At 42.4% G+C, this 25,398-nt stretch carries 26 protein-coding genes; 13 read left to right on the forward strand and 13 right to left on the reverse strand.

Annotated elements, in window-relative coordinates:
• Positions 1–69: 69 nt before the first annotated feature.
• Positions 70–693 carry a 2-polyprenyl-3-methyl-6-methoxy-1,4-benzoquinone monooxygenase gene (gene coq7 / locus METVE_RS0102075; protein ID WP_020166790.1) on the forward strand — a complete coding sequence of 208 codons (624 nt, stop codon included), beginning with the start codon at positions 70–72 and terminating at the stop codon, positions 691–693.
• 52 nt (positions 694–745) lie between these two features.
• Positions 746–1,063: a DUF2322 family protein gene (locus METVE_RS0102080; RefSeq protein WP_020166791.1), complete on the forward strand. Its 318-nt coding sequence runs from the start codon at positions 746–748 to the stop codon at positions 1,061–1,063.
• A 92-nt stretch (positions 1,064–1,155) separates the two neighbouring features.
• Here the strand turns inward: METVE_RS0102080 and METVE_RS0102085 are convergent, their stop codons facing one another.
• From METVE_RS0102085 to METVE_RS0102130, 9 genes are all read right to left on the reverse strand, one after another.
• Complete coding sequence (locus tag METVE_RS0102085) at positions 1,156–1,563, reverse strand: VOC family protein (RefSeq protein ID WP_020166792.1); 408 nt, start codon at positions 1,561–1,563, stop codon at positions 1,156–1,158.
• The gene (locus METVE_RS0102090; protein WP_020166793.1) at positions 1,563–1,985 is read right to left on the reverse strand and encodes an OsmC family protein; all 423 of its coding nucleotides are present in this window, start codon (positions 1,983–1,985) and stop codon (positions 1,563–1,565) included. The genes METVE_RS0102085 and METVE_RS0102090 overlap by 1 nt, the downstream gene beginning before the upstream one ends.
• Before the next feature lie 136 nt (positions 1,986–2,121).
• Positions 2,122–2,532: an FKBP-type peptidyl-prolyl cis-trans isomerase gene (locus METVE_RS0102100; protein WP_020166794.1), complete on the reverse strand. Its 411-nt coding sequence runs from the start codon at positions 2,530–2,532 to the stop codon at positions 2,122–2,124.
• A gap of 196 nt (positions 2,533–2,728) precedes the next feature.
• Complete coding sequence (locus METVE_RS0102105) at positions 2,729–3,274, reverse strand: VPLPA-CTERM sorting domain-containing protein (protein ID WP_020166795.1); 546 nt, start codon at positions 3,272–3,274, stop codon at positions 2,729–2,731.
• A gap of 141 nt (positions 3,275–3,415) precedes the next feature.
• Complete coding sequence (locus METVE_RS0102110) at positions 3,416–4,963, reverse strand: D-alanyl-D-alanine carboxypeptidase/D-alanyl-D-alanine-endopeptidase (protein ID WP_020166796.1); 1,548 nt, start codon at positions 4,961–4,963, stop codon at positions 3,416–3,418.
• The gene (bioA, locus tag METVE_RS0102115) at positions 4,960–6,297 is read right to left on the reverse strand and encodes an adenosylmethionine--8-amino-7-oxononanoate transaminase (RefSeq protein WP_020166797.1); all 1,338 of its coding nucleotides are present in this window, start codon (positions 6,295–6,297) and stop codon (positions 4,960–4,962) included. The genes METVE_RS0102110 and bioA overlap by 4 nt, the downstream gene beginning before the upstream one ends.
• A 102-nt stretch (positions 6,298–6,399) precedes the next feature.
• On the reverse strand, positions 6,400–7,605 hold the full coding sequence (locus METVE_RS0102120) for a phospholipase A (protein ID WP_020166798.1): 1,206 nt from the start codon (positions 7,603–7,605) through the stop codon (positions 6,400–6,402).
• A 37-nt stretch (positions 7,606–7,642) separates the two neighbouring features.
• Positions 7,643–8,713: an aldo/keto reductase gene (locus METVE_RS0102125; RefSeq protein ID WP_020166799.1), complete on the reverse strand. Its 1,071-nt coding sequence runs from the start codon at positions 8,711–8,713 to the stop codon at positions 7,643–7,645.
• Complete coding sequence (locus tag METVE_RS0102130; RefSeq protein ID WP_020166800.1) at positions 8,713–9,288, reverse strand: hypothetical protein; 576 nt, start codon at positions 9,286–9,288, stop codon at positions 8,713–8,715. Before METVE_RS0102130 ends, METVE_RS0102125 begins: the two co-directional genes overlap by 1 nt.
• 180 nt (positions 9,289–9,468) lie before the next feature.
• Here METVE_RS0102130 and METVE_RS0102135 point away from each other — a divergent pair, with 180 nt between their 5' ends.
• The 5 genes from METVE_RS0102135 (at position 9,469) to METVE_RS0102155 (ending at position 15,249) form a co-directional block, all read left to right on the forward strand.
• Entirely contained in the window at positions 9,469–9,756 is a 288-nt protein-coding gene (locus METVE_RS0102135; RefSeq protein WP_020166801.1) for a co-chaperone GroES, read from the forward strand.
• Positions 9,757–9,814: 58 nt separating this feature from the next.
• On the forward strand, positions 9,815–11,458 hold the full coding sequence (gene groL / locus METVE_RS0102140) for a chaperonin GroEL (protein ID WP_020166802.1): 1,644 nt from the start codon (positions 9,815–9,817) through the stop codon (positions 11,456–11,458).
• 174 nt (positions 11,459–11,632) lie between these two features.
• Positions 11,633–11,902, forward strand: a complete 270-nt coding sequence (locus METVE_RS0102145) for a hypothetical protein (RefSeq protein ID WP_020166803.1) — start codon at positions 11,633–11,635, stop codon at positions 11,900–11,902.
• A gap of 57 nt (positions 11,903–11,959) precedes the next feature.
• Positions 11,960–12,655, forward strand: coding sequence for a uracil-DNA glycosylase (gene ung / locus METVE_RS0102150; protein WP_020166804.1), 696 nt, complete (start codon positions 11,960–11,962; stop codon positions 12,653–12,655).
• Between the two features lie 401 nt (positions 12,656–13,056).
• Positions 13,057–15,249 carry a UvrD-helicase domain-containing protein gene (locus tag METVE_RS0102155; RefSeq protein ID WP_020166805.1) on the forward strand — a complete coding sequence of 731 codons (2,193 nt, stop codon included), beginning with the start codon at positions 13,057–13,059 and terminating at the stop codon, positions 15,247–15,249.
• Between the two features lie 74 nt (positions 15,250–15,323).
• On the opposite strand, the gene METVE_RS0102160 is transcribed toward METVE_RS0102155, so the two are convergent.
• The 4 genes from METVE_RS0102160 to METVE_RS0102175 form a co-directional block, all read right to left on the reverse strand.
• Positions 15,324–16,121: a BPSS1780 family membrane protein gene (locus tag METVE_RS0102160; protein WP_020166806.1), complete on the reverse strand. Its 798-nt coding sequence runs from the start codon at positions 16,119–16,121 to the stop codon at positions 15,324–15,326.
• A gap of 3 nt (positions 16,122–16,124) precedes the next feature.
• Positions 16,125–17,099 (reverse strand): homoserine kinase, encoded by a 975-nt coding sequence (locus METVE_RS0102165; protein ID WP_020166807.1) that lies wholly within the window; start codon positions 17,097–17,099, stop codon positions 16,125–16,127.
• A 95-nt stretch (positions 17,100–17,194) separates the two neighbouring features.
• On the reverse strand, positions 17,195–17,557 hold the full coding sequence (locus METVE_RS0102170) for a DUF2782 domain-containing protein (RefSeq protein WP_026361972.1): 363 nt from the start codon (positions 17,555–17,557) through the stop codon (positions 17,195–17,197).
• A 106-nt stretch (positions 17,558–17,663) separates the two neighbouring features.
• Positions 17,664–18,386 carry a TIGR00730 family Rossman fold protein gene (locus tag METVE_RS0102175; protein ID WP_020166809.1) on the reverse strand — a complete coding sequence of 241 codons (723 nt, stop codon included), beginning with the start codon at positions 18,384–18,386 and terminating at the stop codon, positions 17,664–17,666.
• A 52-nt stretch (positions 18,387–18,438) separates the two neighbouring features.
• On the opposite strand from METVE_RS0102175, the gene polA reads away from it, so the two are divergent.
• The 6 genes from polA to purH all read left to right on the forward strand — a co-directional run bounded on the left by polA (position 18,439) and on the right by purH (position 25,377).
• A complete protein-coding gene (polA, locus tag METVE_RS0102180; protein ID WP_020166810.1) occupies positions 18,439–21,270 on the forward strand; it encodes a DNA polymerase I in 2,832 nt (943 codons plus the stop codon).
• Entirely contained in the window at positions 21,271–22,038 is a 768-nt protein-coding gene (locus METVE_RS0102185) for a competence/damage-inducible protein A (protein WP_020166811.1), read from the forward strand. It abuts the gene before it with no gap.
• Between the two features lie 19 nt (positions 22,039–22,057).
• A complete protein-coding gene (locus tag METVE_RS12840; RefSeq protein WP_020166812.1) occupies positions 22,058–22,333 on the forward strand; it encodes a YkgJ family cysteine cluster protein in 276 nt (91 codons plus the stop codon).
• A gap of 98 nt (positions 22,334–22,431) precedes the next feature.
• Positions 22,432–23,463, forward strand: a complete 1,032-nt coding sequence (dusB, locus tag METVE_RS0102200; protein WP_020166814.1) for a tRNA dihydrouridine synthase DusB — start codon at positions 22,432–22,434, stop codon at positions 23,461–23,463.
• Positions 23,464–23,487: 24 nt separating this feature from the next.
• A complete protein-coding gene (locus METVE_RS0102205) occupies positions 23,488–23,724 on the forward strand; it encodes a helix-turn-helix domain-containing protein (RefSeq protein ID WP_020166815.1) in 237 nt (78 codons plus the stop codon).
• A 66-nt stretch (positions 23,725–23,790) separates the two neighbouring features.
• Positions 23,791–25,377, forward strand: a complete 1,587-nt coding sequence (gene purH / locus METVE_RS0102210) for a bifunctional phosphoribosylaminoimidazolecarboxamide formyltransferase/IMP cyclohydrolase (protein ID WP_020166816.1) — start codon at positions 23,791–23,793, stop codon at positions 25,375–25,377.
• Positions 25,378–25,398: the final 21 nt, after the last annotated feature.

Here is a 25,398-nt window from a genome sequence, read left to right on the forward strand (position 1 = left end):
TTGGCGATAGCTATGTCATCATTATTGCGAAAAAATTGAGTTATACTGGCTTATTGATGAGGAAAAACGATGTTATTAGATAAATTAATTACTACGTTTGATACAGGTTTACGTACTGTTTTTGCACAAGCAGTTGCGGGTAGAGAACGTCCTGACGCAGCGATTGAAGAAACACCTCTTAGCGAATCACAAAAAAGCCAGGCTGCCTCATTAATGCGTATTAACCATGTGGGTGAAGTGTGTGCTCAGGCTTTATACAGCGGCCAAGCATTTACATCGCGCAATCCACAAACAGTGCAAAGCTTGCAGCATGCTGCTGATGAAGAAACCGACCATCTTGCTTGGTGCGAGGCGCGCATTAACGAACTTGGCGGACGTAAAAGTCTACTTAATCCTGTGTGGTATGTGGGCAGCTTTGCGTTGGGTGCAGCAGCTGGCTTGATGCATGATAAATGGAATTTAGGGTTTTTAGCTGAAACCGAACAACAGGTATCGAATCATTTAAATAATCATTTAACTAAATTGAGTGATGCAGATATTAAAACGCGTACAATCGTTAGTCAGATGCAGCAAGACGAAGCGGCACATGCAGAAGAGGCAAAACAGCTTGGTGGCAGTGACTTACCGCGACCAGTTAAAGCTGGTATGAAATTCGCATCAAAAATTATGACAAGCACTGCATATTACGTGTAAAACTAAGTTATAAAATGAGTAACAAATCAGGTGTTAAAGAGGCGATTGAAAAATGCAAAAATTTAGTGATGTGCTACTGACCTTAGATAGCGTAGATGATATAAAACGTATTGAGCTATTTTATGAAAGCGGTGCATCTGCTGGCGTGATTGAAAATAAGCCCGGCAGCCAAGGCTCATTAAAAGTGTTTAGTCATTTGACCAAAATGTTTGGTGGAATCACATTGGATGCAGCAGTAGAAGGTTTAGCCTTGTTTGCAGAACATACTGAAGATGCTGAAAACTGCCCGGGTAAGCACCCAAATGTAGATAGATTACTGAATGTGTTAGAGAACGAAGCACCGCTTACCGTTAAAATCGTTACACTATAATTAAAGCCATATAGTCAAAACTAAATAACCTACAGCAAATCATCCGCTGTAAATTTATATCTCGTCAGATCAACTTCGTTTTTTAAACTATTTTAATGGTTAAGTCTCGCGACTATTGGTGGATGATAAATCAGCTCTAATAAATGTCCCACTGCATCTAAACAGTAAAAACCGCGTGAACCATCTCTGTGTGTTTTTGGTGCTTCAGTGATTTTCACATTGTTTTGCACAAAATATGCATGCCAGTTATCCACATCTTCTGGCGTTTTTAATACAAAACCAATATGGTCTAACCGCTGTTGTGCTTGTGGCACATAATCCACACGGTGCAGCGCAAAAACATCGCCTTCATTGGTTAAATACACATTATCTACATCGGGTTGCCATTCGATACGCATGCCCATAATACGTGTATAGAAATCAACCGCCGTTTCCAACTCTTTAACAAACAAAGCCACATGGCGAATGCCCAACATGCCTTTTGGCAAGCTGTTTGCCATTAAACCGCGCTCGCTTTTATTTCATAATCATGGGTAATTTCAACAGACTTACTTAACATAATAGAAGCTGAACAATATTTTTCTGCCGACAATTTTACCGCACGTTCAACTTGTGTTTCATTCAGATTATTACCAGTAATCACAAAATGCACATGAATTTTAGTGAACACTTTAGGAATCTCAGCCGCGCGTTCCGCTGCAATTTCTGCAACACAATCCACAATAGGCTGACGCGATTTTTTAAGTATCGTCACTACATCAAACGCCGTACAAGCGCCCATACCAATTAGCAGCATTTCCATTGGACGCATACCAATATTGCGACCGCCATTCTCAGGCGCACCGTCCAATACTACCGCATGACCAGTTTCAGATTCGCCAACAAAACTGACATCCTCAACCCATTTAATTCTGACTTTCATGATTGATTCCTACTTTATTTTTACCATTGTTAAGCCAGACAAGGCGCAAGGTTGGAAAGCGTGCGCAGCATACCAATAACGTAGTAAGCGCGATTTTTCAACCTTGCAGCGCCGTATAGCGACGCAAATGATGATTTTATTTAACGTCCAGTAGTTCCACATCGAAAACTAAGGTGGCATTTGGCGGAATCACGCCCCCTGCACCACGTGCGCCGTAGCCCATTTCTGGTGGAATAACCAATGTGCGTTTGCCGCCAATTTTCATACCGGCAAAACCTTCATCCCAACCTTGAATCACTTGACCGCCACCTAAAAAGAAATTGAATGGCTCTTTTCTGTCTACACTACTATCAAACTTTTTACCTTTATTGCCTTCTGCCGCAGCATCGTATAACCAGCCTGTGTAATGTACGGTCACGTTAAAACCAGGTTCGGCTTCGCGGCCTGTACCTACTTGTGTGTCTATTTTTTGTAATTCAGTGATGTTTGCAGTCATTGCAGTTTTTTCCTGTGTTGATGTAGTTGATTCAGCTTGGCAGCCTGTCATTGAAATAAATAAGAGTGTAAATACACTTAAATATAATCTTTTTTTAGACAATTTTTGTCTCCATTATTTTCACAATTCAATATCATACTTTAATTTACTTTCAGTTCGCTGCGTCTATTTCTACAGACCATAAAAAAAGGCGATGGTTTTCACCATCACCTTTATCAAAACTTAATTAACTTGTTTAGTTAATTAACTACAACATCTTGCGCCTTAAGCCCATTAACCCGACTAATGCTGTACCAAACAACCAGCCTGCTGCTGGCAATGGCACCTCACTAAGCCCATCACTGTAAGCCCTGTAGTTACTTAAGCCTTTAAATGCATTTTGCGAGTCTGTGATAGAAAAACTGTTAATAGCATTATCCCAATAAAGTAACAGTTCAGCTTGACCAAAGTGAACGGCTAAATAATTAAAGGCAACGTCACTAGAAAACGTATTGGTATTGCCAGATGCACCAGCAGTTGCATTAGTGCAGTTACTAGTAGCACTATCACAACCAGAAACAAATGTTAAAGCACCAGGAGTTAATCCAAATTGATTCTCAGTGACTGTTTTAATATTTGCTGGACTTTGAGGAGTAATATTGCCATCAAAATACCAGATGGCATCTGCAGGTGATACGGTATACCCAAAAAAAGCGTTTGATGGATCCACACTACTCCAAGTCGCCGCACTTACTTTACTAATCGGTAACAAAGATAAAGTGATAAATAAGCACGAAAATAATTTTTTGTACATGATAGTCCCTCCATTAATTAGACGTATGCTAAAACTACATATCCAAGTGTCACGATACTCTTTGCATTGAGGGAAACAATAGCCCGTTAGGGTAGATAACTTAATGTAAATTCTAGAATGTTTCTTTTGCGAATAGACTAACTAATACGTATAAATCCATTCAATGAGTGCATCTTGCGCCGTTTTGCTGGCTGCTGCATTTGCATGATTGACTATAAAGACGAAAACATAGCGTTTATTTTTACTGCTTAAAACATATCCCGCAACCGCACTTACGCCATCCAATGAGCCTGTTTTTAGATGTACTTTACCTTGTACCACACTGTCTTTTAAGCGCTTTTGTGCTGTGCCATCTAAGCCCAATATGGGTAGAGAAGCTATTAGTTCTGGCATGATCGGGCTATTGTAAGCGCTCACTAACATTTGACCTAAATGCTCGCTGCTAATTCTTCCCACTCGCGATAATCCCGAACCATTTTCGATGACCAACTCTTTGGCAACTATATTTTTAGAAGCTAGCCAACTTTGAATAACTGCCGCACCTTTAGCTTCTGTCGCTGGCAAAATCTGCTTTTCTGCGGCAATGGTTAATAGCAACTGCCGCGCCATTAAATTATCACTCCACTTATTCAAATCGCGTATCACGTATCCCAAAGGCTCAGAAACCTGCTCAAGCACTTTTACCGCGATAGAATTTGAACTGCTCGTTAAGTTCGGTTTTTTTGCTAAATCTTGCCGGCTTAAATCTTGCTGGTCTAAATCTTGCCAGCTTGAATTTTGAAGTTTTGATGGATTTTGAGTGGTTAACTTCACACTTAATTGTCCATTAAATACGCCGCCCAATTCGCGCCATAATTTTTTAAACGTGTAAAACGCATATTGTTCGTCATCCAACACACTCAACTCTAAATATCGCTCACCACAATCTGGCGAAAATGTGCCGTTAAATGTCACGACTGCTGCATTATTGTTGCCGTGCGATTTTGATTTAACGGTGTAAAGTAATCGGCTGCGCCAATCGCCACAAGCAGCCTGACTTAACTGTATATTGTTAATCACTTCCACTTCATTCAACGCGAATTCTTGGTTGACATTTACGGCGGTATTCGTTGTGCTGAATCGAAAACTGCTATGTCGCCCATCAACCAAAAACGCACTGGATTTCGCGTTATACGCACGCCAAATTTCATCATCAAACGCAGGAAGATTTTCACCATTTTTTGCAAAAAGACTTTTATCGATAATTAAATCGCCTTTGATTTCGCGAATGCCCGCTTGTTGCACACGCATCAGTAATCGCCAAAAATCTTGCGCTTTAAAATTTGGATCACCGAAACCCTTAATAATCAAATTGCCATTCAAAACACCATTAACCACTTCGCCGTCTCGATAGATTTCGGTTTTCCAGCGGTAAGCGGGCGTTAATAAATCCAGCGCTGCATTTGTGGTGATTAACTTCATCACACTGGCTGGGTTCAAACCTTTTTGCGCGTTGTGCGTGATGATTAGCGGAGTTGCATCAACAGCCTGCACATAAACGCCAACGCTAGTTTGGGGAATATTGGATTGCTTGAGCGCATCGATTACGCTGGCAGGTAATGCCGCGTGTGCGATACAAGTTAAAAAAAACAGATAGAAACTAGCGATGACTTTCATGCTGATATTTGCAATGCCGAATCGCATTTTCATAAGGCAGATTGCACACTTTCAAGCGTGGCATCCAGCATAAAATCGATTTCAGATTCACTGATAATATAGGGCGGCATAACATAAACGGTATTGCCAATAGGGCGAAGCAACAATCCATTTTTTAATGCTGCAGCATAACAATCGCGCGCAAAATGTGCATTGTTGGTTTTAACGTCAAATGCAGCAATCATGCCTTGCTGGCGTAAATGCTCAATCGGCAGATTAGAAAATACCCGCATTTTTGTGGTTAAGTAGGCGGCTGTTGCTTGATTTTTTGCTAGCACATGATCTGTTTCAAAAATGGCTAAAGTGGCTAAAGCCGCGCTACATGCCAATGGATTTCCGGTATAACTGTGGCTGTGTAAAAAACCTTTTGCAGTGCTGTCATCATAAAAAGCTGCGTATATCTCATCGGTAGTTAACACTGCGGATAACGGCAAATATCCGCCAGTGATGCCTTTGGATAAACAGATAAAATCAGGCAATACTTTTTGATTTTGCGTCAGCTCGCGGCTGACTTCATTCGCTTGCTCAAAAGCAAACATCGTCCCAGTGCGCCCAAAACCTACGGCAATTTCATCGGCGATTAAATGTACTTGATATTGCGTACAAATCTCACGCGCACGGCGCAAATAAACCGGATGATACATGCCCATGCCTGCCGCGCACTGCACCAAAGGCTCGATGATAAAAGCCGCTAATGTATGGTGATGTTGGCTGACATATAGCTCTAATTTTTCAGCGCAGCGCAGCGCAAAATCTTCTGCACTTTCACCTACTTCAGCCAATCGAAAATCTGGGCTGGGCATTTGCGCCGATTGCATCAACAATGGCGCGTAAGTATCTTTGAAAATCGCCACGTCGGTTACGCCTAGCGCACCTAATGTTTCGCCATGATAACTATTTTGCAAGCTGATAAATTGGTTTTTTTTTGGCTTGCTACTATTGCGCCAATAATGAAAACTCATCTTCAACGCGATTTCAGTTGCACTGGCGCCATCGCTGGCATAAAACGCATGACCTAAACCTGAAAACTTAGCTAAGTTTTCAGACAATTCAACCACAGGTTCATGCGTAAAACCCGCCAACATCACATGTTCCAGTGTATCCAATTGCTGCTTAATCGCATCTTTTATACGCGGATTATTATGCCCAAACAGATTCACCCACCAACTACTTACCGCGTCTAAATATTGCTTGCCTTCAACATCGTACAGCCAAACGCCCTCGCCTCGCTGAATCGGAACTAGAGGGAAAGTTTCATGCTGTTTCATCTGCGTGCAAGGGTGCCACACAGATTGCATGCTACGTTTAAGCAAATCTTGATTAGACATAATTTTTAAAATTTGACGTCATTTATTAATGGCTTGAATGGAACCACAGCATGCTTAAACAATAAGACTTAATCATATAAATGACCCAATAAACAATCCAAATTACTCACCGAGCGAGATACCAAAGCCGAAGATATTTTGCGAATGATTGTAATCCAGCAAAGTATCGCCGTAACCACTCGAATACATCATATGCAATTTAATATACGGATTATTAAATACGCGCTGTTGCAAATCAATTTGAGCAAAACCTTTGTTATCGCTACGTAAATTATTGCGCATTAAAACAGAAAGCGCAGTTTTGCCAGAAGGCGTTTCATAGCGCACGGTCACATCGCCGTAACCCATAAATTTTTCAATATCTGGATTGTCATCCTTTTTACCATCTTCTGGAAGGCGCCACCAAGGTCGCACCATTAGAGAGATACGGTCAGTTAATTCCCAACCACTTTCAAGATAAACGCGATTCCAGCTTCTAGAAGTCGGATTTGAACGTCCATTCGATTGATGCACCACACCAAGATTCAGCATGCGGGGAATGTAGTCTTTTTTAACGCCATCCACTTCATTATCAATGCCTAAAGACAAAATCAATTCCGGCTCATAATTATTTTCACGTAACGGTCTTGATGCATTCGCATCGAAAATCTGCCAATTGGATTTCTGCGTATACGCACCCCAAAGTCTAGAACTTGTCACAAAAGGCAAGTTACGAATCAGCGGGATATTGTTGTACAACTCCGTTTTTAAACTCAGTTGAAATTTCAAATCTTCGGCATCTAAATTACGATCTTCTGTATTCAGTCGATTCGGGCTTTGAGGCGTGTTATTGGTATTATTCGTGTGGCTAAAAATCAAATAATTCGATTTATAGATTTCAAAATCGTTGATATTCCAATCACCCTCTGAAGTTAAACGCCATTTTCTTTCTAAATAAGTTAAATCAGCATTGGTTTTTTTAACCGCAATAGCCACAGGCTTTTCTTTTGCTGGCTTAATTTCTTTCGGTGCGTTTTCAGCGGCCACGTTATTGTTCTCATTACTGGCACTGTTCGTATTATTGATCAGTGATTCACTCGCCTTGATTTCAATCGATGGCGTGCTGATACTATCAAAACAAGCCAATCTTTTTTTGGATTCGAATTGCGATGGATACGTATCTCTGCATTTGATTAACGCCTGCTCTACCGTCAAAACTTCTTTTGCATTCACTGCAAAAGATACTGACAATGACAACAAGAATGACGATATTAAAAAGCCAAAAAAGCTAATCCCACTAGCAAGGCCATGCCTTTGAGGTTGATTCATGTTTTTCCTATTTGTAGCAATCTTAAGGTATAGCAACCTAGGGTGCTGGATTCATATATTTTAAATGCAGCGCTTCTACCGCGCTCAATACTTCTGGGGATAATCTGCATTGCCAAGCATTAATATTTTCTTTTAGCTGCGCCATTGATGTCGCGCCGATAATCGTGCTGGCAACAAACCAGCGATGATAAACAAAAGAAAGCGCAAGTTGTGTCGGTGTCAGACCATTCGCGCGCGCGAGTTGTGTGTAGGCGGCACTGGCCATTGGCACATTCGGTTTTTTATAACGTTGCGCATAACCTAAAAATTGGGTTACACGGCCTTTTGCGGCTGGGTCATCCACATATTTGCCGGTTAAATGTCCGAAAGCCAATGGCGAATAAGCCAACAAACTCACGCTCTCACGAAAAAGCACTTCAGACATGCCAAATTCCATGCCACGATTAATCAGATTATAACAATTTTGCACACTGGCAACTTGTGGCAAATCGTATTCTTTAGCGATACGCAAAAACTCCATCACGCCCCACGGCTGCTCATTAGATAAACCAATATAACGAATCTTGCCTTCTTTGATTAACTCCGCCAAAGTCTCTAATTGATTCTGAATCGACACCCATTCTTTTTGCGCGCCTTGTTGATAAGTACCCGATTCAAACTCATTGGCTGGGTCAAACAGATATTGCCCAAACATTGGCACATTGCGTTCTGGCCAATGCAATTGGTACACATCAATATAATCCGTTTGCAAACGTTCAAGTGAAGCTTCAACCGCAGCACGAATATTGGCGCGGTCTAACGAAGCTGGTCCGCCGCGAATCCAATGCATGCCGCGCCTTGGCCCAGCTACTTTTCCGCCCAAAATAATCTTTTCACGTGGCTGATTTTTAAGCCAATTACCGACAATGATTTCAGTGCGCGTATAGGTTTCAGCTTTTGGCGGTACTGGATACATTTCTGCCGTATCAATAAAGTTAATGCCTTGGGCAACGGCATAATCTAACTGCTCGTGCGCTTCTGATTCAGTATTTTGGTCGCCATAAGTCATTGTCCCCAAACAAATTTTAGATACACTTAAATCTGTTAGGCCTAGTTTTGTATATTCCATTAATGCAACACCTTTTTAATATCTGCTGACGGCACGATTTGCGTGGACGGCGTATTCAGCACCTTAGTATTTCCGGCAACATTCCCAATCGTCCAACTAGCCTCTTTGCATGCCAATTGCAGCATATTGCAAATGGCCAATGTCAGTTCTTGATTCAAATTGATACGCACAGTAACGCCTTCTAAACATGGCAACTCTAAAGAGGAAGGCTTGTTTTCCTGCGCAATCAACAATACGTTTATCGCCAACATCGCACCATCATTGCGCACTTCTGGTCTGGGCTGATATTCGGTTTTAAAATCCATTTTTTGCAATGCGTCTACTGCTTGCGCTTCTTGCTTAAACTGCTCCACCGCTTGTTCTGGCGGCGTTTCTGCTTGAATAGACGTCGCTGTTGGCAGGTGCGCTTCACCTGTTAATAATGACCACATCATTTGCGTGATGCGATTTGTTAACCAAACTAATAGCTCGGTATTGTCACTTAAGCCCACACGGAAAAGCAGGCGATCTTGCTCCGCGTTATAACCTAAATTAATTTGCTGTATGGCGGCTTCTGATGCGTGTTGAGATGACAAATTAAACTTTCTAAACTTTATTCATAATTGGATGAAGTTAACGAATTAAAACACTTGAAAAAACAAACTTAAGCTCAATATTAGCAATCAGGGTATGCGAGTGCTAAAATACCGTATTGCCTAGCAATTTTATCAACTTTATTGATACTAACCAAAAAATCACTCATCAGGAGAAATTGAATGAAAATTCGTCCATTACACGATCGCGTTATTGTAAAACGCTCTGAAGAAGAACGCACAACGGCATCTGGCATTGTTATTCCAGATTCAGCAACAGAAAAACCAGACCAAGGCGTGGTAACAGCAGTGGGCAACGGCAAACGTGATGACAGCGGCAAAATCAACGCTTTAGACGTTAAAGTTGGCGATAAAGTTTTATTCGGCAAATACGCCGGCCAAACCGTTAAGGTAGATGGCGAAGAGTTATTGGTGATGCGCGAAGAAGACATCATGGCAATCGTTGAGTAATTTGGTTAAACCTAACCACTTTCCAATTAAAAATTTGCATCAATTTTAGGAGTTAATCATGGCAGCAAAAGACGTAAGATTCGGCGATGAAGTCCGCCAAAAAATGACAAACGGCGTTAATATTTTAGCTAACGCAGTTAAAGTAACTTTAGGCCCAAAAGGTCGCAACGTAGTTCTAGAGCGTTCATACGGCGCACCAACCATCACTAAAGATGGCGTTTCAGTGGCTAAAGAAATCGAATTAAAAGACAAGTTCGAAAACATGGGCGCACAAATGGTTAAAGAAGTTGCTTCAAAAACTTCTGACATCGCTGGTGACGGTACAACAACTGCAACAGTTTTAGCACAAGCGATTATTCGCGAAGGTATGAAATCTGTTGCTGCTGGCATGAACCCAATGGATTTAAAACGCGGTATCGATAAAGCTGTTGCTGCAGCGATTGTAAACTTAAAAGAACAATCAAAACCCTGTACAACCAGCAAAGAAATCGCACAAGTTGGTTCAATCTCTGCTAACTCTGACGAATCTATCGGCAAAATCATTGCAGATGCAATGGACAAAGTAGGTAAAGAAGGCGTTATTACCGTTGAAGATGGTTCTGGTTTAGAGAGCGAATTAGATGTTGTAGAAGGTATGCAATTCGACCGTGGCTACTTATCACCATACTTCATTAACAATCAAGAGCGTCAAATTGCATTGTTAGACAATCCTTTCGTGTTATTGCACGACAAAAAAGTATCAAACATCCGTGATTTACTACCAACATTAGAGCAAGTGGCTAAATCAGGCCGCCCATTGTTAATCATCGCTGAAGATATCGACGGCGAAGCCCTAGCAACATTGGTAGTGAATAACATTCGTGGCATCTTGAAAACTGTTGCTGTTAAAGCACCTGGTTTCGGTGACCGTCGTAAAGCCATGTTAGAAGATATCGCAATCTTAACTGGCGGTACTGTGATTGCTGAAGAAGTTGGCTTGAAACTTGAGAACGTTACTTTAGAAAACTTAGGTTCTGCTAAACGTATTGAAGTGGGTAAAGAAAACACCATTATCATTGACGGCGCTGGTGTTGAAGCTAATATCAAATCACGTATCGCACAAATCAAATCTCAAATCGAAGAATCAAGCAGCGATTACGACAAAGAAAAATTGCAAGAACGCGTAGCTAAATTAGCTGGCGGTGTTGCAGTGATTAAAGTTGGCGCGACAACAGAAATCGAAATGAAAGAGAAAAAAGCCCGCGTTGAAGATGCATTACACGCAACACGTGCAGCGGTTGAAGAAGGTATTGTTGCTGGCGGTGGCGTTGCATTGATTCGTGCACGTGACGCAATCTCTAAGGTAAAAGGCGACAATTTAGACCAAGAAGCAGGTATTAAAATTGTATTGCGCGCGGTTGAAGAGCCATTGCGTCAAATCACGGCTAATGCTGGCGTTGAGCCATCTGTAGTTGTAAACAATGTTGCTGCTGGTAAAGGCAACTACGGTTACAACGCAGCAAACGAAACTTACGGCGATATGATTGAAATGGGTATTTTAGACCCAACAAAAGTAACACGCAGCGCATTGCAAAATGCAGCTTCAGTTGCTGGCTTAATGCTAACGACTGATTGCATGATTGCTGAATTGCCTAAAGAAGATGTTCCAGCAGGCGGACATGGTGATATGGGCGGTATGGGTGGCATGGGCGGCATGATGTAGGCTTGTTAATGTTGCATCAACTTTCCGCCCCAAGGCGGGTTGATGCAATTACGAAGCTCGACATTGTTACTCCGTAGTATTAAAACCTCGCATCGGCGAGGTTTTTTATTGTAACTAGCTATTTGACGCAAGACAGTTCGTCAATTAGGATGGCCATTTTGCGTTAGGTCTAATATGTTTTGGCTACGAAAATATTTAGTTGCACTACTTCCTGCCATTGTAATATTTGGTGGGTGGCAGTCTGCAACATGGGCTTACGATTACTTTGGTTGTCAAGGTAATCTAAAAAATCTTCAGCCTTGTTTTGTGGGCTCAGTTAATATTCTCCCATTTCTTGGTTTTGGTTTGTTTTGGTGTCAGCTTTTAATGTTCGTTGCATTACCATTATCTTTTTGGTTAGTTATTAAAGTGGTTACAATGCAATTTAGGGTTCCAAATGCGTAAGCTTGAACACCACTCATCCATCAATCACGACCCGCAGATGTACTCTTTAAAGCTTTTATGACAGAACAAAAACCTGGTCAACTTCACCCATCATGGCTGACAGTCATTGGTGATGAACTCGAAAAACCCTATATGCAGGCTTTGCGGCATTTTCTGAAAGAAGAAAAAGTGGCTGGTAAAGTCATTTTTCCACCTAGTCCGTTGATTTTTAATGCGTTTAATCACACGCCATTTGAACAAGTGCGAGTGGTGATTATGGGTCAAGATCCTTATCACGGTTTAGATAAAGGGATTCCACAGGCGCATGGTTTGAGTTTTTCTGTTCCGCATGGCGTTGCGCCGCCGCCTTCTTTAGTGAATATCTTTAAAGAAATTTCGTCTGATTTAAATATCAGCATGAGCCGAAATGGTGATTTAACACCTTGGGCAGATCAAGGTGTTTTGCTGTTGAATGCAACGTTAACAGTAGAACAAAGCAACGCGGGCTCACATCAAGGTAAAGGTTGGGAAGCGTTTACCGATGCAGCAATTACCGCATTAAACGCGCATCGTGAAGGTTTGGTGTTTGTTTTATGGGGCAGTTATGCGCAGAAAAAAGGTGCGTTCATCGATGAGAAAAAGCATTTAGTGCTTAAGTCTGTACATCCATCACCTTTGTCATCACATCGCGGATTTTTTGGTAATCACCAATTTTCTACGATTAATCAGCATTTAATTCAGCAAGGTCAAACGCCGATTAATTGGCAGCTTTAATCTTTTTTAGCTTATTTAATGGGTTAACTTTGGGCTTTTCAGCCAAATTACATCAAAAATTCGTGATAAATGCCTAAACTTAACCATTAAAATAGGTCAATAAATTGCAATTCCAATAAAGCGCTTGCCTGCCATTTACAACTTGTTTACACTTTGCAAAAGTTAGTTACAAACTAACGCAAGACAAAAAAAACCCCGATTAAGGGGAATAAATCGGGGTTAAAAGGCCTCATAGTCTAAGGCTTCCGCTCAGGGAGGAAAGAAGCGGAAAGAAAACTAAGCGTCAACTTAGCTTTCATGTAGGTTCAGAGGCCTTCAATTCAGGTTAGTTCACTAATCTTTCAATTTTTTTAACTTTTTTTCATTGCCTCTTTATTTGCCTCACATGCGATAATATCGGCATGCAAAATCAAGAATCACTTCTCACTGGCCTTAACAATAAACAGCTTGAAGCCGTTACTTTACCGCATCAATCCGCGCTAATATTAGCTGGTGCGGGTAGCGGAAAAACGCGCGTTTTAACTACTCGCATCGCTTGGTTGATTCAAACGGGGCAGATTTCGCCGATGGGTTTGATGGCGGTGACTTTTACCAATAAAGCCGCCAAAGAGATGCTGACGCGCTTGACCGCCATGTTGCCGATTAACACGCGCGGCATGTGGGCTGGCACTTTTCATGGTTTATGCAATCGCTTGTTGCGCGCACATCATCGCGAAGCTGGTTTACCTTCTACCTTTCAGATTTTAGATACTGCAGACCAATTATCCAGCATTAAACGCTTGATGAAGTTAATGCAAATTGACGATGAAAAATATGCGCCAAAGCAAGTGCAAGGTTATATCAATAGCTGTAAAGAAGAAGGTTTGCGCGCGAATAAAGTAGATGCGTACGATGGCCACAGCCAAAAAATGCGTGAGATCTATGAAGAATATGACAAGCAATGTAATCGCGAAGGTGTGGCAGATTTTGCGGAATTATTATTGCGTTGTTACGAGTTGTTAAGTCGCGATGAGCGCATTCGCAATCATTATCAAAGCCGCTTTCAATACATTCTGGTCGATGAGTTCCAAGATACCAATAAACTGCAATATCAATGGCTTAAGTTATTAGCTGGCAAAGAAAATTGTTTATTTGCCGTCGGTGATGATGACCAATCTATTTATGGCTTTCGCGGTGCGCGCGTGGGTAATATGCGCGATTTTGAAACCGATTTTAACGTGCAAAATATCGTTAAGTTAGAAGAAAACTATCGCAGCCACAGCAATATTTTGGATGCAGCGAATGCGATTATTTCACACAACAAAAACCGCCTTGGCAAAAACTTATGGACAAGTGCAGGCGCTGGCGAACCAGTCAGAATCTATGAAGCTTACAACGATAATGATGAAGCGCAGTTTATTGTCGATGAAGTGAAAATGTTACAAAGCGAAGGTACGCCGCTGGCTGATATGGCGTTGCTATATCGCAGTAATGCGCAATCGCGCGTGTTAGAACATGCGTTATTTTCCGCCAACTTGCCCTATCGCGTTTATGGCGGCTTGCGCTTTTTTGAACGTGCCGAAGTAAAACATGCGCTGGCGTATATGCGCTTGATGGCGAACGCCAATGATGACACTGCACTGTTGCGTGTGATTAACTTCCCCGCGCGCGGTATCGGTGCGCGCAGCCTTGAGCAATTGCAAGAAGGCGCACGTCAAAATGAGTGCAGTTTATGGCAAGCCGCCGTTAATAAAGTGGGAAATGGTCGCGCTGGCGGTAAGGGAATTGAAGGCTTTGTCGCGTTAATCCGCGAAATGACAGACCAAGCTTACGGCATCACATTGGCAGAAATCGCAGAACTTGCCACCACGCTTTCTGGCTTAAAAACACATTATCAAAACGACAAAGATGGTGAAGACCGTATTGAAAACTTGGAAGAATTGGTCACTGCTGCAGTTTCGTTCACCAATCAGGCATTTGGCAACCATAACAATGTAGACGGCGACACCGAGCAAGATTTAATGACGCAGTTTTTAACTCATGCGAGTTTAGAGGCTGGCGATCACCAAGCGACGATTGGTTATGATGCGCTGCAATTAATGACGGTGCATGCCTCTAAAGGTTTAGAGTTTAAAGCCGTTTTTATTAGCGGATTAGAAGAAGGTCTTTGCCCGCATGAACAAAGTTTAAGTGAAAACAATGGCTTAGAAGAAGAACGCCGCTTGATGTACGTCGCCGTCACACGCGCGCGCCAACGTTTATATTTAAGCCACGCGCAAAGCCGCATGTTGCACGGACAAGTGCGCTATGGCATTCCATCGCGCTTTTTAGATGAAATACCGGAAGCATTATTAAAACGGCTGAACAGTAAACCAATCGCAAGATCAGGCAGTAGTTACGGTGAAAGTTACAATCAAAAACCGCTGCAAGTTTCCGCACAAAACGCCAATGTTTATCCTTATAAAATTGGTCAAGGCGTACGCCATAACAAATTTGGCGAAGGCGTGGTGGTGAGCTATGAAGGCAATGCGGCGAGTTTGGTGATTAAAATCAATTTCGGTCGCGAAGGCTTGAAAATGTTGGCGATGGAATATGCCAAATTAGAGAAAATCTAGAAAAAACTTAACAGTTAATAAACTAGCAATTATAAATATAGCTATAAAAACTAGTCGTTTTTAAGTGTTAAGTCTTAAGTTTTATCAACTGGGGCGGCGCGAAACACATCGCGATAACTGACATATTGGAACGCTAGCATTAATGTAGTGGCTAATAACAACACGCCAAAAACCAATAATGAAGCTAACAACTCGCCAAAACTAGCCTGCACTAAACTAACTATTGCAACCAACATACCTGCTGGAATCATCAGCAACACAATGCCCGCAGTCAGCAATAACCACGCGGCACCCAAAGCGACCATGTATTGAATTGATCCAGCGATACTAGATTTAATGGCTTTAATCACACCGTAATTATTAAAAGCGATTAGCATCGGTGAAAACCATGTCGCCATTAACAGCGGCGCAGATAGTAATAATATTTTCAGTATTAAAGGCAGCGTTTTTTGCATCACCGATGCGGCTTGCGATTCGGTCATCACGCCTTCTACTTGGGATAATTTAAGCACGCCTTGAATATCGCTATTCAACAACAATCCGACCAGAACACCGTATAAAAGACAAAATGCGCCTAAGCCGATTAATGACTTGATTTTCGGTTGAATCGTATTAAATACTGCATTTAAGCTTTGCGGTTGTTGAGTATCCGCATTGCGATATAGGCTAATCGCAAACACCAAAAAAACTGGCCACATTAATATCACTACAAAGCTAAATAACTGTAAACCTGGAATAGATGGAACCATCATAAAAACCGCGACATAACTCAGCCCAAGCAACATCCATTTGCTTGGATTGGTTTTAAATAAAGCCACCGCTTCTTTTACCCAACTAATGCCCGTTTTAGTGCGTGATTCCAAAATTGCCATTGTTTAAACTTTCTTTAACTTTTTAATAAGTTGTAGTGCCCCGTCTAGTTCTGATGCCATTTCAATGCGATTTTTTAATATATCTTTAAAGTGATTTGGGTCTTTTGCATGTGTTAACTCACCAGCCGCTGGATAATGGAAATCATACAATCGTGACAACCAAAAACGCAATGCCGCGCGGCGTAATAATGCTGGCCAATAGTGCAATTCAGTCGCTGTAAACGGTCGCACTTGTTGATAAGCCGCTAAGAAATTTTCTAGCTTTTCGGCATCAAAACGCCCATCTGCATTGATGCACCATTCGTTCACTGCAATCGCCACATCATAAGCAATCACATCATGGCAGGCATAATAAAAATCAATAAAGCCACCCAATTTGTCGCCATCAAACAGCACATTATCGCGGAATAAATCCCCGTGAATCACACCATGTGGGCAATCGTTTAAATCTAAACCTGTCTGAAAAGCCAATTCATTTTTAAGCAACTCTGCTTCATCATCTGCCAATTTTGGCAGCACTTGCTGTGCGGTTTGATTACGCCAATTTGCGCCACGTTGATTATGCGATGTGGACTGAAAACCCGCCCCAGCCACATGCATATGCGCAAGTGTTTGTGCAACTGCAATGCATTGCGCTAGATTAGGTGCTTCAACATCGCGCCCTTTCAAGCAACTGACCATCAACGCTGGTTTGCCTTTTAACGTGTGCAAAGCAACGCCATTTTTATCTAAAATCGGCGCTGGGCAAGGCACATCATGCTTGGCCAGATACGCCATTAAATCGACAAAATACGGCAGTTCGTCTAGATCATTTTTCTCAAAAATCGTCAGCACATAACGCGCATTCGCCGTCATCACAAAATAATTGGTATTCGTGATACCTGCTGCAATGCCTTTTAATTCAACGAGTTCGCCAATGGCAAAATCGCGTAACCAAATGCGTACTTCTTCAAGCGTTAAAGTGGTAAAAACCGACATATTAATTAAACTGACAAGTGGATTAGAAACATATCATTGAATGAATGCGATTCAAAAAATTAAGAGGGCAATGCCCTCTTATGAACTGAAATTTCTTAGAACCTAAATAAAATCCATTTCGGCACACTTAATGGTTTATTTGGGCCATCATTAATCCAGTTTCCGCTGGAATCTTCTTTGTGTAGATAATACGGTACGCCATGCGCAGGCGTCACTTTCATCATATACATTTCGCCACCAATACGATATTCCTCAATCGTATCAGCCCCTTTTTTGCGAATAGTGATTTGCGGCTCAATCGCAGGATCGTCTAGCGCTTCGCCATCCACTACTTTAGGTGGTGGTTGCACTTGTTCTAATGGTTCAAGATTATCCGGCTGTGCTGCCATGCTCACATTTGTGAGCATTAATGTAGGTAAAAGGGCTACTAAAACTGTGACTATTTTTAATATTTGCATCACAAACTCACCAAGAAATTATATTGGTACATTCTATCAAAAAGGCTGTATAAAAACTTAATCGACAACAAATAAACAAGACGATAAATCACACTTGTAAGTTCGTTTATAAGTACAGTTGCATCCTACGTTCGGCAGGCGTCAGCTCAAAACCTGTTAATTCATAATGTTTAAAGATTGCATCGACAATTTCTTTAGGGTCATCAATCAATTGAATCAACTCTAAATCCTGCGCAGACGCCATCCCCTCATGCACTAAGGTATTTTTAAGCCAATCCAGTAAACCTGCCCAAAAATCTTTACACACTAAAATAATCGGAATTTTGCGCGATTTACCCGTTTGCACCAGTGTAATCGCTTCCATTAACTCATCCAACGTGCCAAACCCGCCTGGCATCACCACATAGGCACCCGCATATTTAACAAACATCACTTTACGCATAAAGAAGTATTTAAAGAGAATATCAATATCCTGAAAACCATTGCCACTTTGTTCAAACGGTAGCTCAATATTTAGCCCTATACTTGGCCCAACACCTGCAAATGCACCTTTATTCGCCGCTTCCATAATGCCTGGCCCGCCGCCAGAAATCACACTAAAACCCGCATCTGATAATGCACGCGCGATTTCTTGCGTTAACTTGTAATAAGGATGATCTGGCTTTGTACGCGCGCTACCAAAAATAGAAACCGCTGGCGTGATTTCTTTTAACTTTTCGGTGGCAGCGACAAATTCTGCCATAATCTCAAACGCATGCCACGATTCAGTTTCTCCGCTCGCGCCATTCAGCAATTCTGAATCATTCGTTTTTGGTAATTTTTTAATCATTTAGTTAACTCATTAATATTCGTTAATTATTTAAATATAGCATTTATACATTATGAAAACGCTCTTACTTGTAGATGGCTCTTCTTACCTTTATCGCGCCTTTCATGCCTTGCCAGATTTGCGCAATAGTAAAAATGAACCCACTGGCGCCATTCGCGGCGTACTCAGCATGTTACGCAAATTGCACAAAGATTACCCTGCTGATTATAGCGCGTGTATCTTTGACGCAAAAGGCAAAACCTTTCGCGATGATATCTACCCCGAATACAAAGCCAATCGCCCAAGCATGCCGGATGATTTACGCAGCCAAGTAGAGCCGCTGCTTGAAGCGATTAAAGCGATGGGTTGGCCGCTTTTAGTGGTGGATGGTGTAGAAGCAGATGACGTTATCGGCTGCTTAGCCGAACAGGCCGAAAAGCAAGGCGTGCGCGTGCTTATTTCTACAGGCGACAAAGACATGTCGCAATTGGTCAATGAGCATGTCACCGTGATTAACACCATGCCAAATGCCTTTAGAAAAGGTGATGAGGTATTGGATATCGTAGGCGTTGAAGCTAAATTTGGCATTAAACCAGAATTGATTGTTGACTACCTGACTTTAATCGGCGATACGGTGGATAACGTACCCGGCGTAGAAAAAGTTGGCCCTAAAACCGCAGTTAAATGGTTACAACAATATGGCACGCTAGATAACATTATCGCCAATGCGGATAAATTTACTGGAGTGGTTGGCGAAAATCTACGCAAAGCCTTAAATTGGCTGCCGACAGGCCGTGAGCTGATTACCATTAAATGTGACTTAGGCGATTTTGCAGGCATGCCGCAAAGTTTTGAGCCTTTGCAATTACAAACACAAGATACTGCCAAACTTTCTGAGATTTATGACCGTTTTGAGTTTAAAACTTGGCAGCGAGAGCTGGGCTTGCCCAGTACAAGTCAGGCAAACCAAGACAAAAAATTGGCAACCCCTTCACAATCTGGCGACTTATTTGCCAGCATTACATCTGCTGAAAATTTAAAAGAAAAGCAAGATTTCGTACCGATCGTTGAGAGTTTAGTTAATTATAAAACCAACACCAATCGCCAATATGAAACCATATTAACCAATGCGCAATTAGATAATTGGTTAGATAAAATCAAGCAATCAGCCTTATTTTGTTTTGATACAGAAACCACCTCGCTAGAACCAATGACTGCGAAGATTGTTGGCATGTCGTTTAGTATTGAAGCAGGAGGTGGCGCTTACTTACCTTTAAAACATGATTATTTCGATGCGCCAGAACAGTTAAGTTTTGCTGAAACTTTGGCCAAAGTTAAGCCTATTTTAGAAGATGAAAAAATAAAAAAAGTCGGGCAAAACTTAAAATATGACCAGCATGTTTTAGCCAATCACGGCATCCAATTAAATGGCATTCAACATGATACTTTGCTGGAGTCATATGTGTTTGAATCGCACAAATCGCATGGCATGGACGACCTTGCGCGACGTCATTTAGATGTTAAAACGATTACGTTTAATGATGTGGCGGGCAAAGGCGCAAAACAAGTTAGTTTTAACCAAGTGACTGTAGAAACCGCCAGCGAATACGCGGCTGAAGATGCCGATATCACGCTGCAATTGCATGAGGCGATGTATCCGCTCATTGCTGCAGATAGCAAGCTAGACTACATTTACAGCCAGATTGAATTGCCCGTTTCCAACATTTTATTCACCATTGAGCGCAATGGCGTGTTGATTGACAACAACATGCTGAATAAGCAAAGCAACGAAATCGGCTTGAAATTAATCGCGTTGGAAAGCCAAGCCTACGAACTAGCAGGCCAACCTTTTAACTTGGCATCGCCTAAACAATTACAAGAGATTTTATTCGGCAAACTGGGCATTAAGCCAACTAAAAAAACGCCTTCTGGCGCGCCATCTACTGATGAAGATGTATTGCAGGAATTAGCGCTTGATCATCCGCTACCTAAAGTTTTGTTGGAATACCGCGGTTTGGCAAAACTGAAATCGACTTACACCGACAAATTGCCCAAAATGATTAACGCACAGACCGGGCGTGTGCATACCAGCTATAACCAAGCGGTGGCGATTACTGGCCGCCTTGCCAGCTCAGACCCTAATCTGCAAAACATTCCAGTGCGTACCGCAGAAGGTAGAAGAATCCGTGAAGCGTTTATTGCGCCGCTAGGCAGCCATATTGTTTCGGCCGACTACTCACAAATTGAGTTGCGCATCATGGCGCATCTTTCACAAGATGAAGGCATGCTGCAAGCATTCGCCAATAATGAAGATATCCACCGCGCCACCGCCGCAGAAATTTTTGGCGTAGAGCGTGCGGCAGTAGATAACGAACAACGCCGCTACGCAAAAGTAATCAACTTCGGCCTAATCTACGGCATGAGCGCATTCGGTTTAGCGCAAAACCTGAATATTGAACGCAGCGCCGCCGCCAGCTATATCGAACGCTATTTCGCCCGCTACCCTGGCGTGCGCGAATACATGCAAAACACCCGCGAAATCGCCAAACAAAAAGGCTATGTAGAAACCTACTTCGGCCGCCGATTATGGGTACCAGAAATCAACAGCGCAAATGGCCAAAGACGCGCAGGCGCCGAACGCGCCGCCATCAACGCCCCCATGCAAGGCACCGCAGCAGACTTGATTAAACTCGCTATGATTGCGGTTGATAAATGGTTAAGGGCAGAAAAACTACAAACCAAATTAATCATGCAAGTACACGATGAGCTGGTGCTAGAAGTGCCAGATAGCGAGCTAGAGTTAATCAAATCCACCTTGCCAAAACTAATGCAGAGCGTGGCGAAATTAGATGTGCCTTTATTGGCTGAGGTTGGCGTGGGTAGTAATTGGGAAAGCGCGCATTAGATGTCTGATTTAAATGTTGGTATTTATATCATCGGCGACGAAATCCTCTCTGGTAAACGAGAAGATAAGCATCTCACGCAGGCGATTCAAATACTGAAATCGCGCGGGTTAACGCTTGCTTGGGCGGAATATTTAGCAGATGAGCCTGACCGTTTAGTAGCTAGTTTTAAGCGCAGCTTTAACAGCAGCGACATTGTGTTTAGTTTTGGCGGCATTGGTGCTACACCTGACGATTTCACTCGTCAAGCGGCGGCGGATGCTTTGAACGTGCCGATTGAGCGACACAAAGCGGCAGTTGAGGAGATTGAAGCGCAGTTTGGTGAAGGCGCTTATCCTAAACGCGTATTGATGGCCGATTTCCCAGCAGGTGTGGATTTGATTCCTAATCCGGTGAATCGTGTGGCGGGATTTGCTGCGGGTTTAAAAGGACAAAAACCCAGCCATTATTTCTTACCTGGTTTTCCGCAAATGGCGCATCCAATGATGGAATGGGTGCTTGATACGCATTACAGCCATCTATTTCACAAAACGGAATTTCTAGAACAATCAATTATTATTGCGGATGGCGTTGAGAGTCAACTAATTGATTTAATGCAACAAGTATTAATTGACTACCCAAGCATTAAAGTATTTAGCTTGCCAAAACTCAAGCCGAATCGTCAAGTGGAATTAGGTGCGAAAGGCGCGCCTGATTTAGTGAATAAAGCGATGCAAGATATTAAAGCTGGTGTGAGCAACATTGGTTTTGCTTGGGTCGATGTTGTGTAAGTTGGTTGTGTAGATTTTTATGGATTGCAGACCAAACTGCGGTGCGTGTTGCATCGCACCTTCTATCAACAGCTCTTTACCCGGCATGCCAAACGGCAAACCTGCGGGCGTAGCTTGCATCCACTTACTTAACGACTTTAAATGCGCAATTTTTAACGCACCTGAACGACCTAAGTTTTGCGGCAGCTTAAAACCTAGCCGCGAAATGTGTGGCGAAGAAAAACACAATAATGCTCGCGAATATGCGATTGCTTGGCTGAGTAATTTAGAGCAACTCACAAAGCCTAACCTCTAGATTTTTTCAAAACTTTTATGCAAAAAATAGGTATTTAAATCTGTTAAGTAAGCCTGTTTGCGTATAAAATAAGCACCTTCCCAAGAACGAATTACTCCATGCAAATCGGCAATCATATTTTGAAAAACAATCTAGTCGTCGCCCCTATGGCTGGCGTTACGGATAGGCCTTTTCGCCAGTTATGCAAAAAATTGGGCGCGGGCTTGGCCGTTTCAGAAATGGTGACTTCAAACTCTTTGCTTTACGGTAGTGAAAAAACCTTGCGCCGCGCGAATCATGAAGGTGAAGTCGATCCGATTTCAGTGCAAATTGCAGGTGCAGATCCAAAAATGATGGCGGAAGCCGCTAAACATAATGTGGATAACGGCGCACAAATTATTGACATCAACATGGGCTGTCCGGCAAAAAAAATCTGTAATGTGATGGCTGGCAGCGCCTTATTAAAAGATGAACCGCTAGTCGCGCAAATCCTTAAAGCAGTCGTCGGCGCGGTTAACGTACCAGTGACCTTAAAAATTCGCACTGGATGGGATAAGAATAATCGCAATGCGATTGAGATTGCAAAAATGGCACAGGATATTGGTGTGCAAGCGCTTGCCATGCATGGTCGCACGCGCGCCTGTTTATATATGGGCGATGCGGAATACGATACGATTGCCGCGGTTAAACAATCCATCAACATTCCACTTATTGCCAATGGCGATATCACCACTCCCGAAAAAGCCAAGCATGTTTTAGATTACACTGGCGCAGATGCCGTGATGATTGGCCGCGCAGCACAAGGCAGACCTTGGATTTTCCGCGAAATTGAATATTTTTTAAAAACTGGTGAGCATATGCTGCCGCCAACGGTTGAAGAAATTCACACGGTGATGTTGGAACATCTGCACGATTTATACAGTTTTTATGGTGATTTAGCGGGTATGCGCGTTGCGCGAAAACATATCTCTTGGTACACCAAAGGTTTGGCAGGTTCAGCTAGCTTTAGGCACAACATGAACACGTTACAGACTATCGATTTACAACTGGGTGCCATCAATGATTTTTTTGCAGAGCTAAAAAGCAAAAATGAACGCTTAGTCTATATCGATACGTTGACTCAAGACGAATCTCAGGCGCTAGCTGCTTAAACTTTGGTGGAGAACAATAATAATATGTCCAATATCTGCAAACTTTCAACCGCGATTGATGAATCTTTAGAAGAGTATTTTACGCATCTTGATGGACAACCACCGCACGCTATTTACGATATGGTATTAGGTTGTGTAGAAAAACCTATGCTGGAATTTATACTGCATAAAGTCGGCGGCAATCAATCAAAAGCAGCTGAAATGCTCGGTTTAAATCGCAATACACTACGTAAAAAAATGGCGCAATACGACTTAAGTTAAAAGCAATATTGTTAACTTGTTCCAGCATCAACTATCTTAAATATCACCAATATTCATTAAAAAATTATGGCAACTATCAAACGTGCACTCATCAGTGTTTCAGACAAACAAGGCATTTTAGAGCTGGCGCAGGTGTTAACTAAACTGCAAGTAGAGATTTTATCTACTGGTGGTACCGCAAAATTATTCCGCGAAAACAATATCCCAGTGATAGAAGTGAGTGATTACACTGGTTTTCCAGAAATGTTAGATGGCCGCGTTAAAACGCTGCATCCTAAAGTACATGGTGGCATTTTAGGTCGCCGTGATTTGCCAGAGCATGTTAACGCGATGCAAACAGCGGATATTCCTAATATTGATATGGTCATTGTTAACTTATATCCGTTTGAAGCAACGGTTGCCAAGCCAGATTGCAGTCTGGAAGATGCGATTGAAAATATCGATATCGGCGGCCCAGCCATGGTGCGTTCAGCAGCCAAAAATTGGAAAGATGTTTCTGTTTTAACAGACGCCAGCCAATATGCTGATGTAATTACCGAGTTACAAAATGCAAACGGCAATATTAGCCAAGCGACCAATTTCGCATTATCCATCGCGGCTTTTAACCGCATCAGCAATTACGATGGCGCGATTAGTGATTATTTATCATCTTTTAAAACGGACGGCACACGCAACGCTTTCCCTGCGCAAACCAATGGGCGTTTTGTCAAATTGCAAGATTTACGTTATGGCGAAAACCCACATCAAGAAGCGGCGTTTTATCGCGATTTATATCCAGCGCCTGGCTCACTGGTTACTGCGCAACAGTTGCAGGGCAAAGAATTAAGCTACAACAATATCGCAGATGCAGATGCAGCTTGGGAAGCGGTTAAATCTTTTACTGAAAAAACTTGTGTCATCGTAAAACATGCGAATCCATGCGGTGTTGCAGTAGGTAAAGATGCTCTTGAAGCTTACTCAAAAGCTTTCCAAACTGATCCTAGCTCGGCTTTTGGCGGCATTATCGCTTTTAACACGCCCTTAGATAAAGCAGCAGCAGCAGCTGTTTCTAAACAATTTGTTGAAGTATTAATTGCACCCGATTTCACAGCAGATGCATTGGCGGTTTTTGCTGCAAAAACTAATGTTCGCGTTTTAAAAATCGATTTGCCAAAAGGCGGCAAGACCGCATGGGAACAAGGCCGCAACTCACACGACATCAAACGTGTTGGTTCTGGCATCTTGATTCAAACCGCAGATAACCACGAAATCAACCCATCAGACTTAAAAGTGGTTTCACAAAAACAACCAACAGCACAGCAATTGGCAGATATGCTGTTCGCTTGGAATGTAGCCAAATATGTTAAATCTAACGCAATTGTATTCTGCGGCAATGGCATGACATTAGGCGTGGGCGCTGGTCAAATGAGCCGCGTTGATAGTACAAAAATCGCCGTAATCAAAGCACAAAATGCTGGTTTAACGCTTAAAGATTCAGTCGTTGCGTCTGATGCATTTTTCCCGTTCCGCGACGGTATTGACGTACTAGCCGAAGCTGGTGCCAGCTGTGTGATTCATCCAGGTGGCAGCATGCGCGATGAGGAAGTGATTGCTGCGGCAGATGCGCATGGCTTAGTCATGGTGATGACTGGTATCAGACATTTTAGACATTAATAGCAATCGCTAAAGGATAAT

Origin of the sequence: Methylotenera versatilis 79 (assembly GCF_000384375.1) — a bacterium.
GTDB classification, from domain to species: Bacteria; Pseudomonadota; Gammaproteobacteria; order Burkholderiales; family Methylophilaceae; genus Methylotenera_A; species Methylotenera_A versatilis_B.

Excerpts from the sequence above, each read along its gene's own strand:
- purH (WP_020166816.1), top strand. The coding sequence starts at position 23,791 with ATGGCAACTATCAAACGTGCACTCATCAGTGTTTCAGACAAACAAGGC.
- METVE_RS0102120 (WP_020166798.1), bottom strand. The coding sequence starts at position 7,605 with ATGAATCAACCTCAAAGGCATGGCCTTGCTAGTGGGATTAGCTTTTTT.
- METVE_RS0102135 (WP_020166801.1), top strand. The coding sequence starts at position 9,469 with ATGAAAATTCGTCCATTACACGATCGCGTTATTGTAAAACGCTCTGAA.
- METVE_RS0102085 (WP_020166792.1), bottom strand. The coding sequence starts at position 1,563 with ATGGCAAACAGCTTGCCAAAAGGCATGTTGGGCATTCGCCATGTGGCT.
- dusB (WP_020166814.1), top strand. The coding sequence starts at position 22,432 with ATGCAAATCGGCAATCATATTTTGAAAAACAATCTAGTCGTCGCCCCT.
- METVE_RS0102100 (WP_020166794.1), bottom strand. The coding sequence starts at position 2,532 with ATGACAGGCTGCCAAGCTGAATCAACTACATCAACACAGGAAAAAACT.
- METVE_RS0102125 (WP_020166799.1), bottom strand. The coding sequence starts at position 8,713 with ATGGAATATACAAAACTAGGCCTAACAGATTTAAGTGTATCTAAAATT.
- METVE_RS0102185 (WP_020166811.1), top strand. The coding sequence starts at position 21,271 with ATGTCTGATTTAAATGTTGGTATTTATATCATCGGCGACGAAATCCTC.
- METVE_RS0102080 (WP_020166791.1), top strand. The coding sequence starts at position 746 with ATGCAAAAATTTAGTGATGTGCTACTGACCTTAGATAGCGTAGATGAT.
- METVE_RS0102090 (WP_020166793.1), bottom strand. The coding sequence starts at position 1,985 with ATGAAAGTCAGAATTAAATGGGTTGAGGATGTCAGTTTTGTTGGCGAA.
- METVE_RS0102205 (WP_020166815.1), top strand. The coding sequence starts at position 23,488 with ATGTCCAATATCTGCAAACTTTCAACCGCGATTGATGAATCTTTAGAA.
- METVE_RS0102145 (WP_020166803.1), top strand. The coding sequence starts at position 11,633 with ATGTTTTGGCTACGAAAATATTTAGTTGCACTACTTCCTGCCATTGTA.
- METVE_RS0102175 (WP_020166809.1), bottom strand. The coding sequence starts at position 18,386 with ATGATTAAAAAATTACCAAAAACGAATGATTCAGAATTGCTGAATGGC.
- coq7 (WP_020166790.1), top strand. The coding sequence starts at position 70 with ATGTTATTAGATAAATTAATTACTACGTTTGATACAGGTTTACGTACT.
- ung (WP_020166804.1), top strand. The coding sequence starts at position 11,960 with ATGACAGAACAAAAACCTGGTCAACTTCACCCATCATGGCTGACAGTC.
- METVE_RS0102170 (WP_026361972.1), bottom strand. The coding sequence starts at position 17,557 with ATGCAAATATTAAAAATAGTCACAGTTTTAGTAGCCCTTTTACCTACA.
- groL (WP_020166802.1), top strand. The coding sequence starts at position 9,815 with ATGGCAGCAAAAGACGTAAGATTCGGCGATGAAGTCCGCCAAAAAATG.
- METVE_RS0102160 (WP_020166806.1), bottom strand. The coding sequence starts at position 16,121 with ATGGCAATTTTGGAATCACGCACTAAAACGGGCATTAGTTGGGTAAAA.
- METVE_RS0102110 (WP_020166796.1), bottom strand. The coding sequence starts at position 4,963 with ATGAAAATGCGATTCGGCATTGCAAATATCAGCATGAAAGTCATCGCT.
- METVE_RS0102165 (WP_020166807.1), bottom strand. The coding sequence starts at position 17,099 with ATGTCGGTTTTTACCACTTTAACGCTTGAAGAAGTACGCATTTGGTTA.
- METVE_RS0102105 (WP_020166795.1), bottom strand. The coding sequence starts at position 3,274 with ATGTACAAAAAATTATTTTCGTGCTTATTTATCACTTTATCTTTGTTA.
- polA (WP_020166810.1), top strand. The coding sequence starts at position 18,439 with ATGAAAACGCTCTTACTTGTAGATGGCTCTTCTTACCTTTATCGCGCC.
- METVE_RS12840 (WP_020166812.1), top strand. The coding sequence starts at position 22,058 with ATGGATTGCAGACCAAACTGCGGTGCGTGTTGCATCGCACCTTCTATC.
- bioA (WP_020166797.1), bottom strand. The coding sequence starts at position 6,297 with ATGTCTAATCAAGATTTGCTTAAACGTAGCATGCAATCTGTGTGGCAC.
- METVE_RS0102155 (WP_020166805.1), top strand. The coding sequence starts at position 13,057 with ATGCAAAATCAAGAATCACTTCTCACTGGCCTTAACAATAAACAGCTT.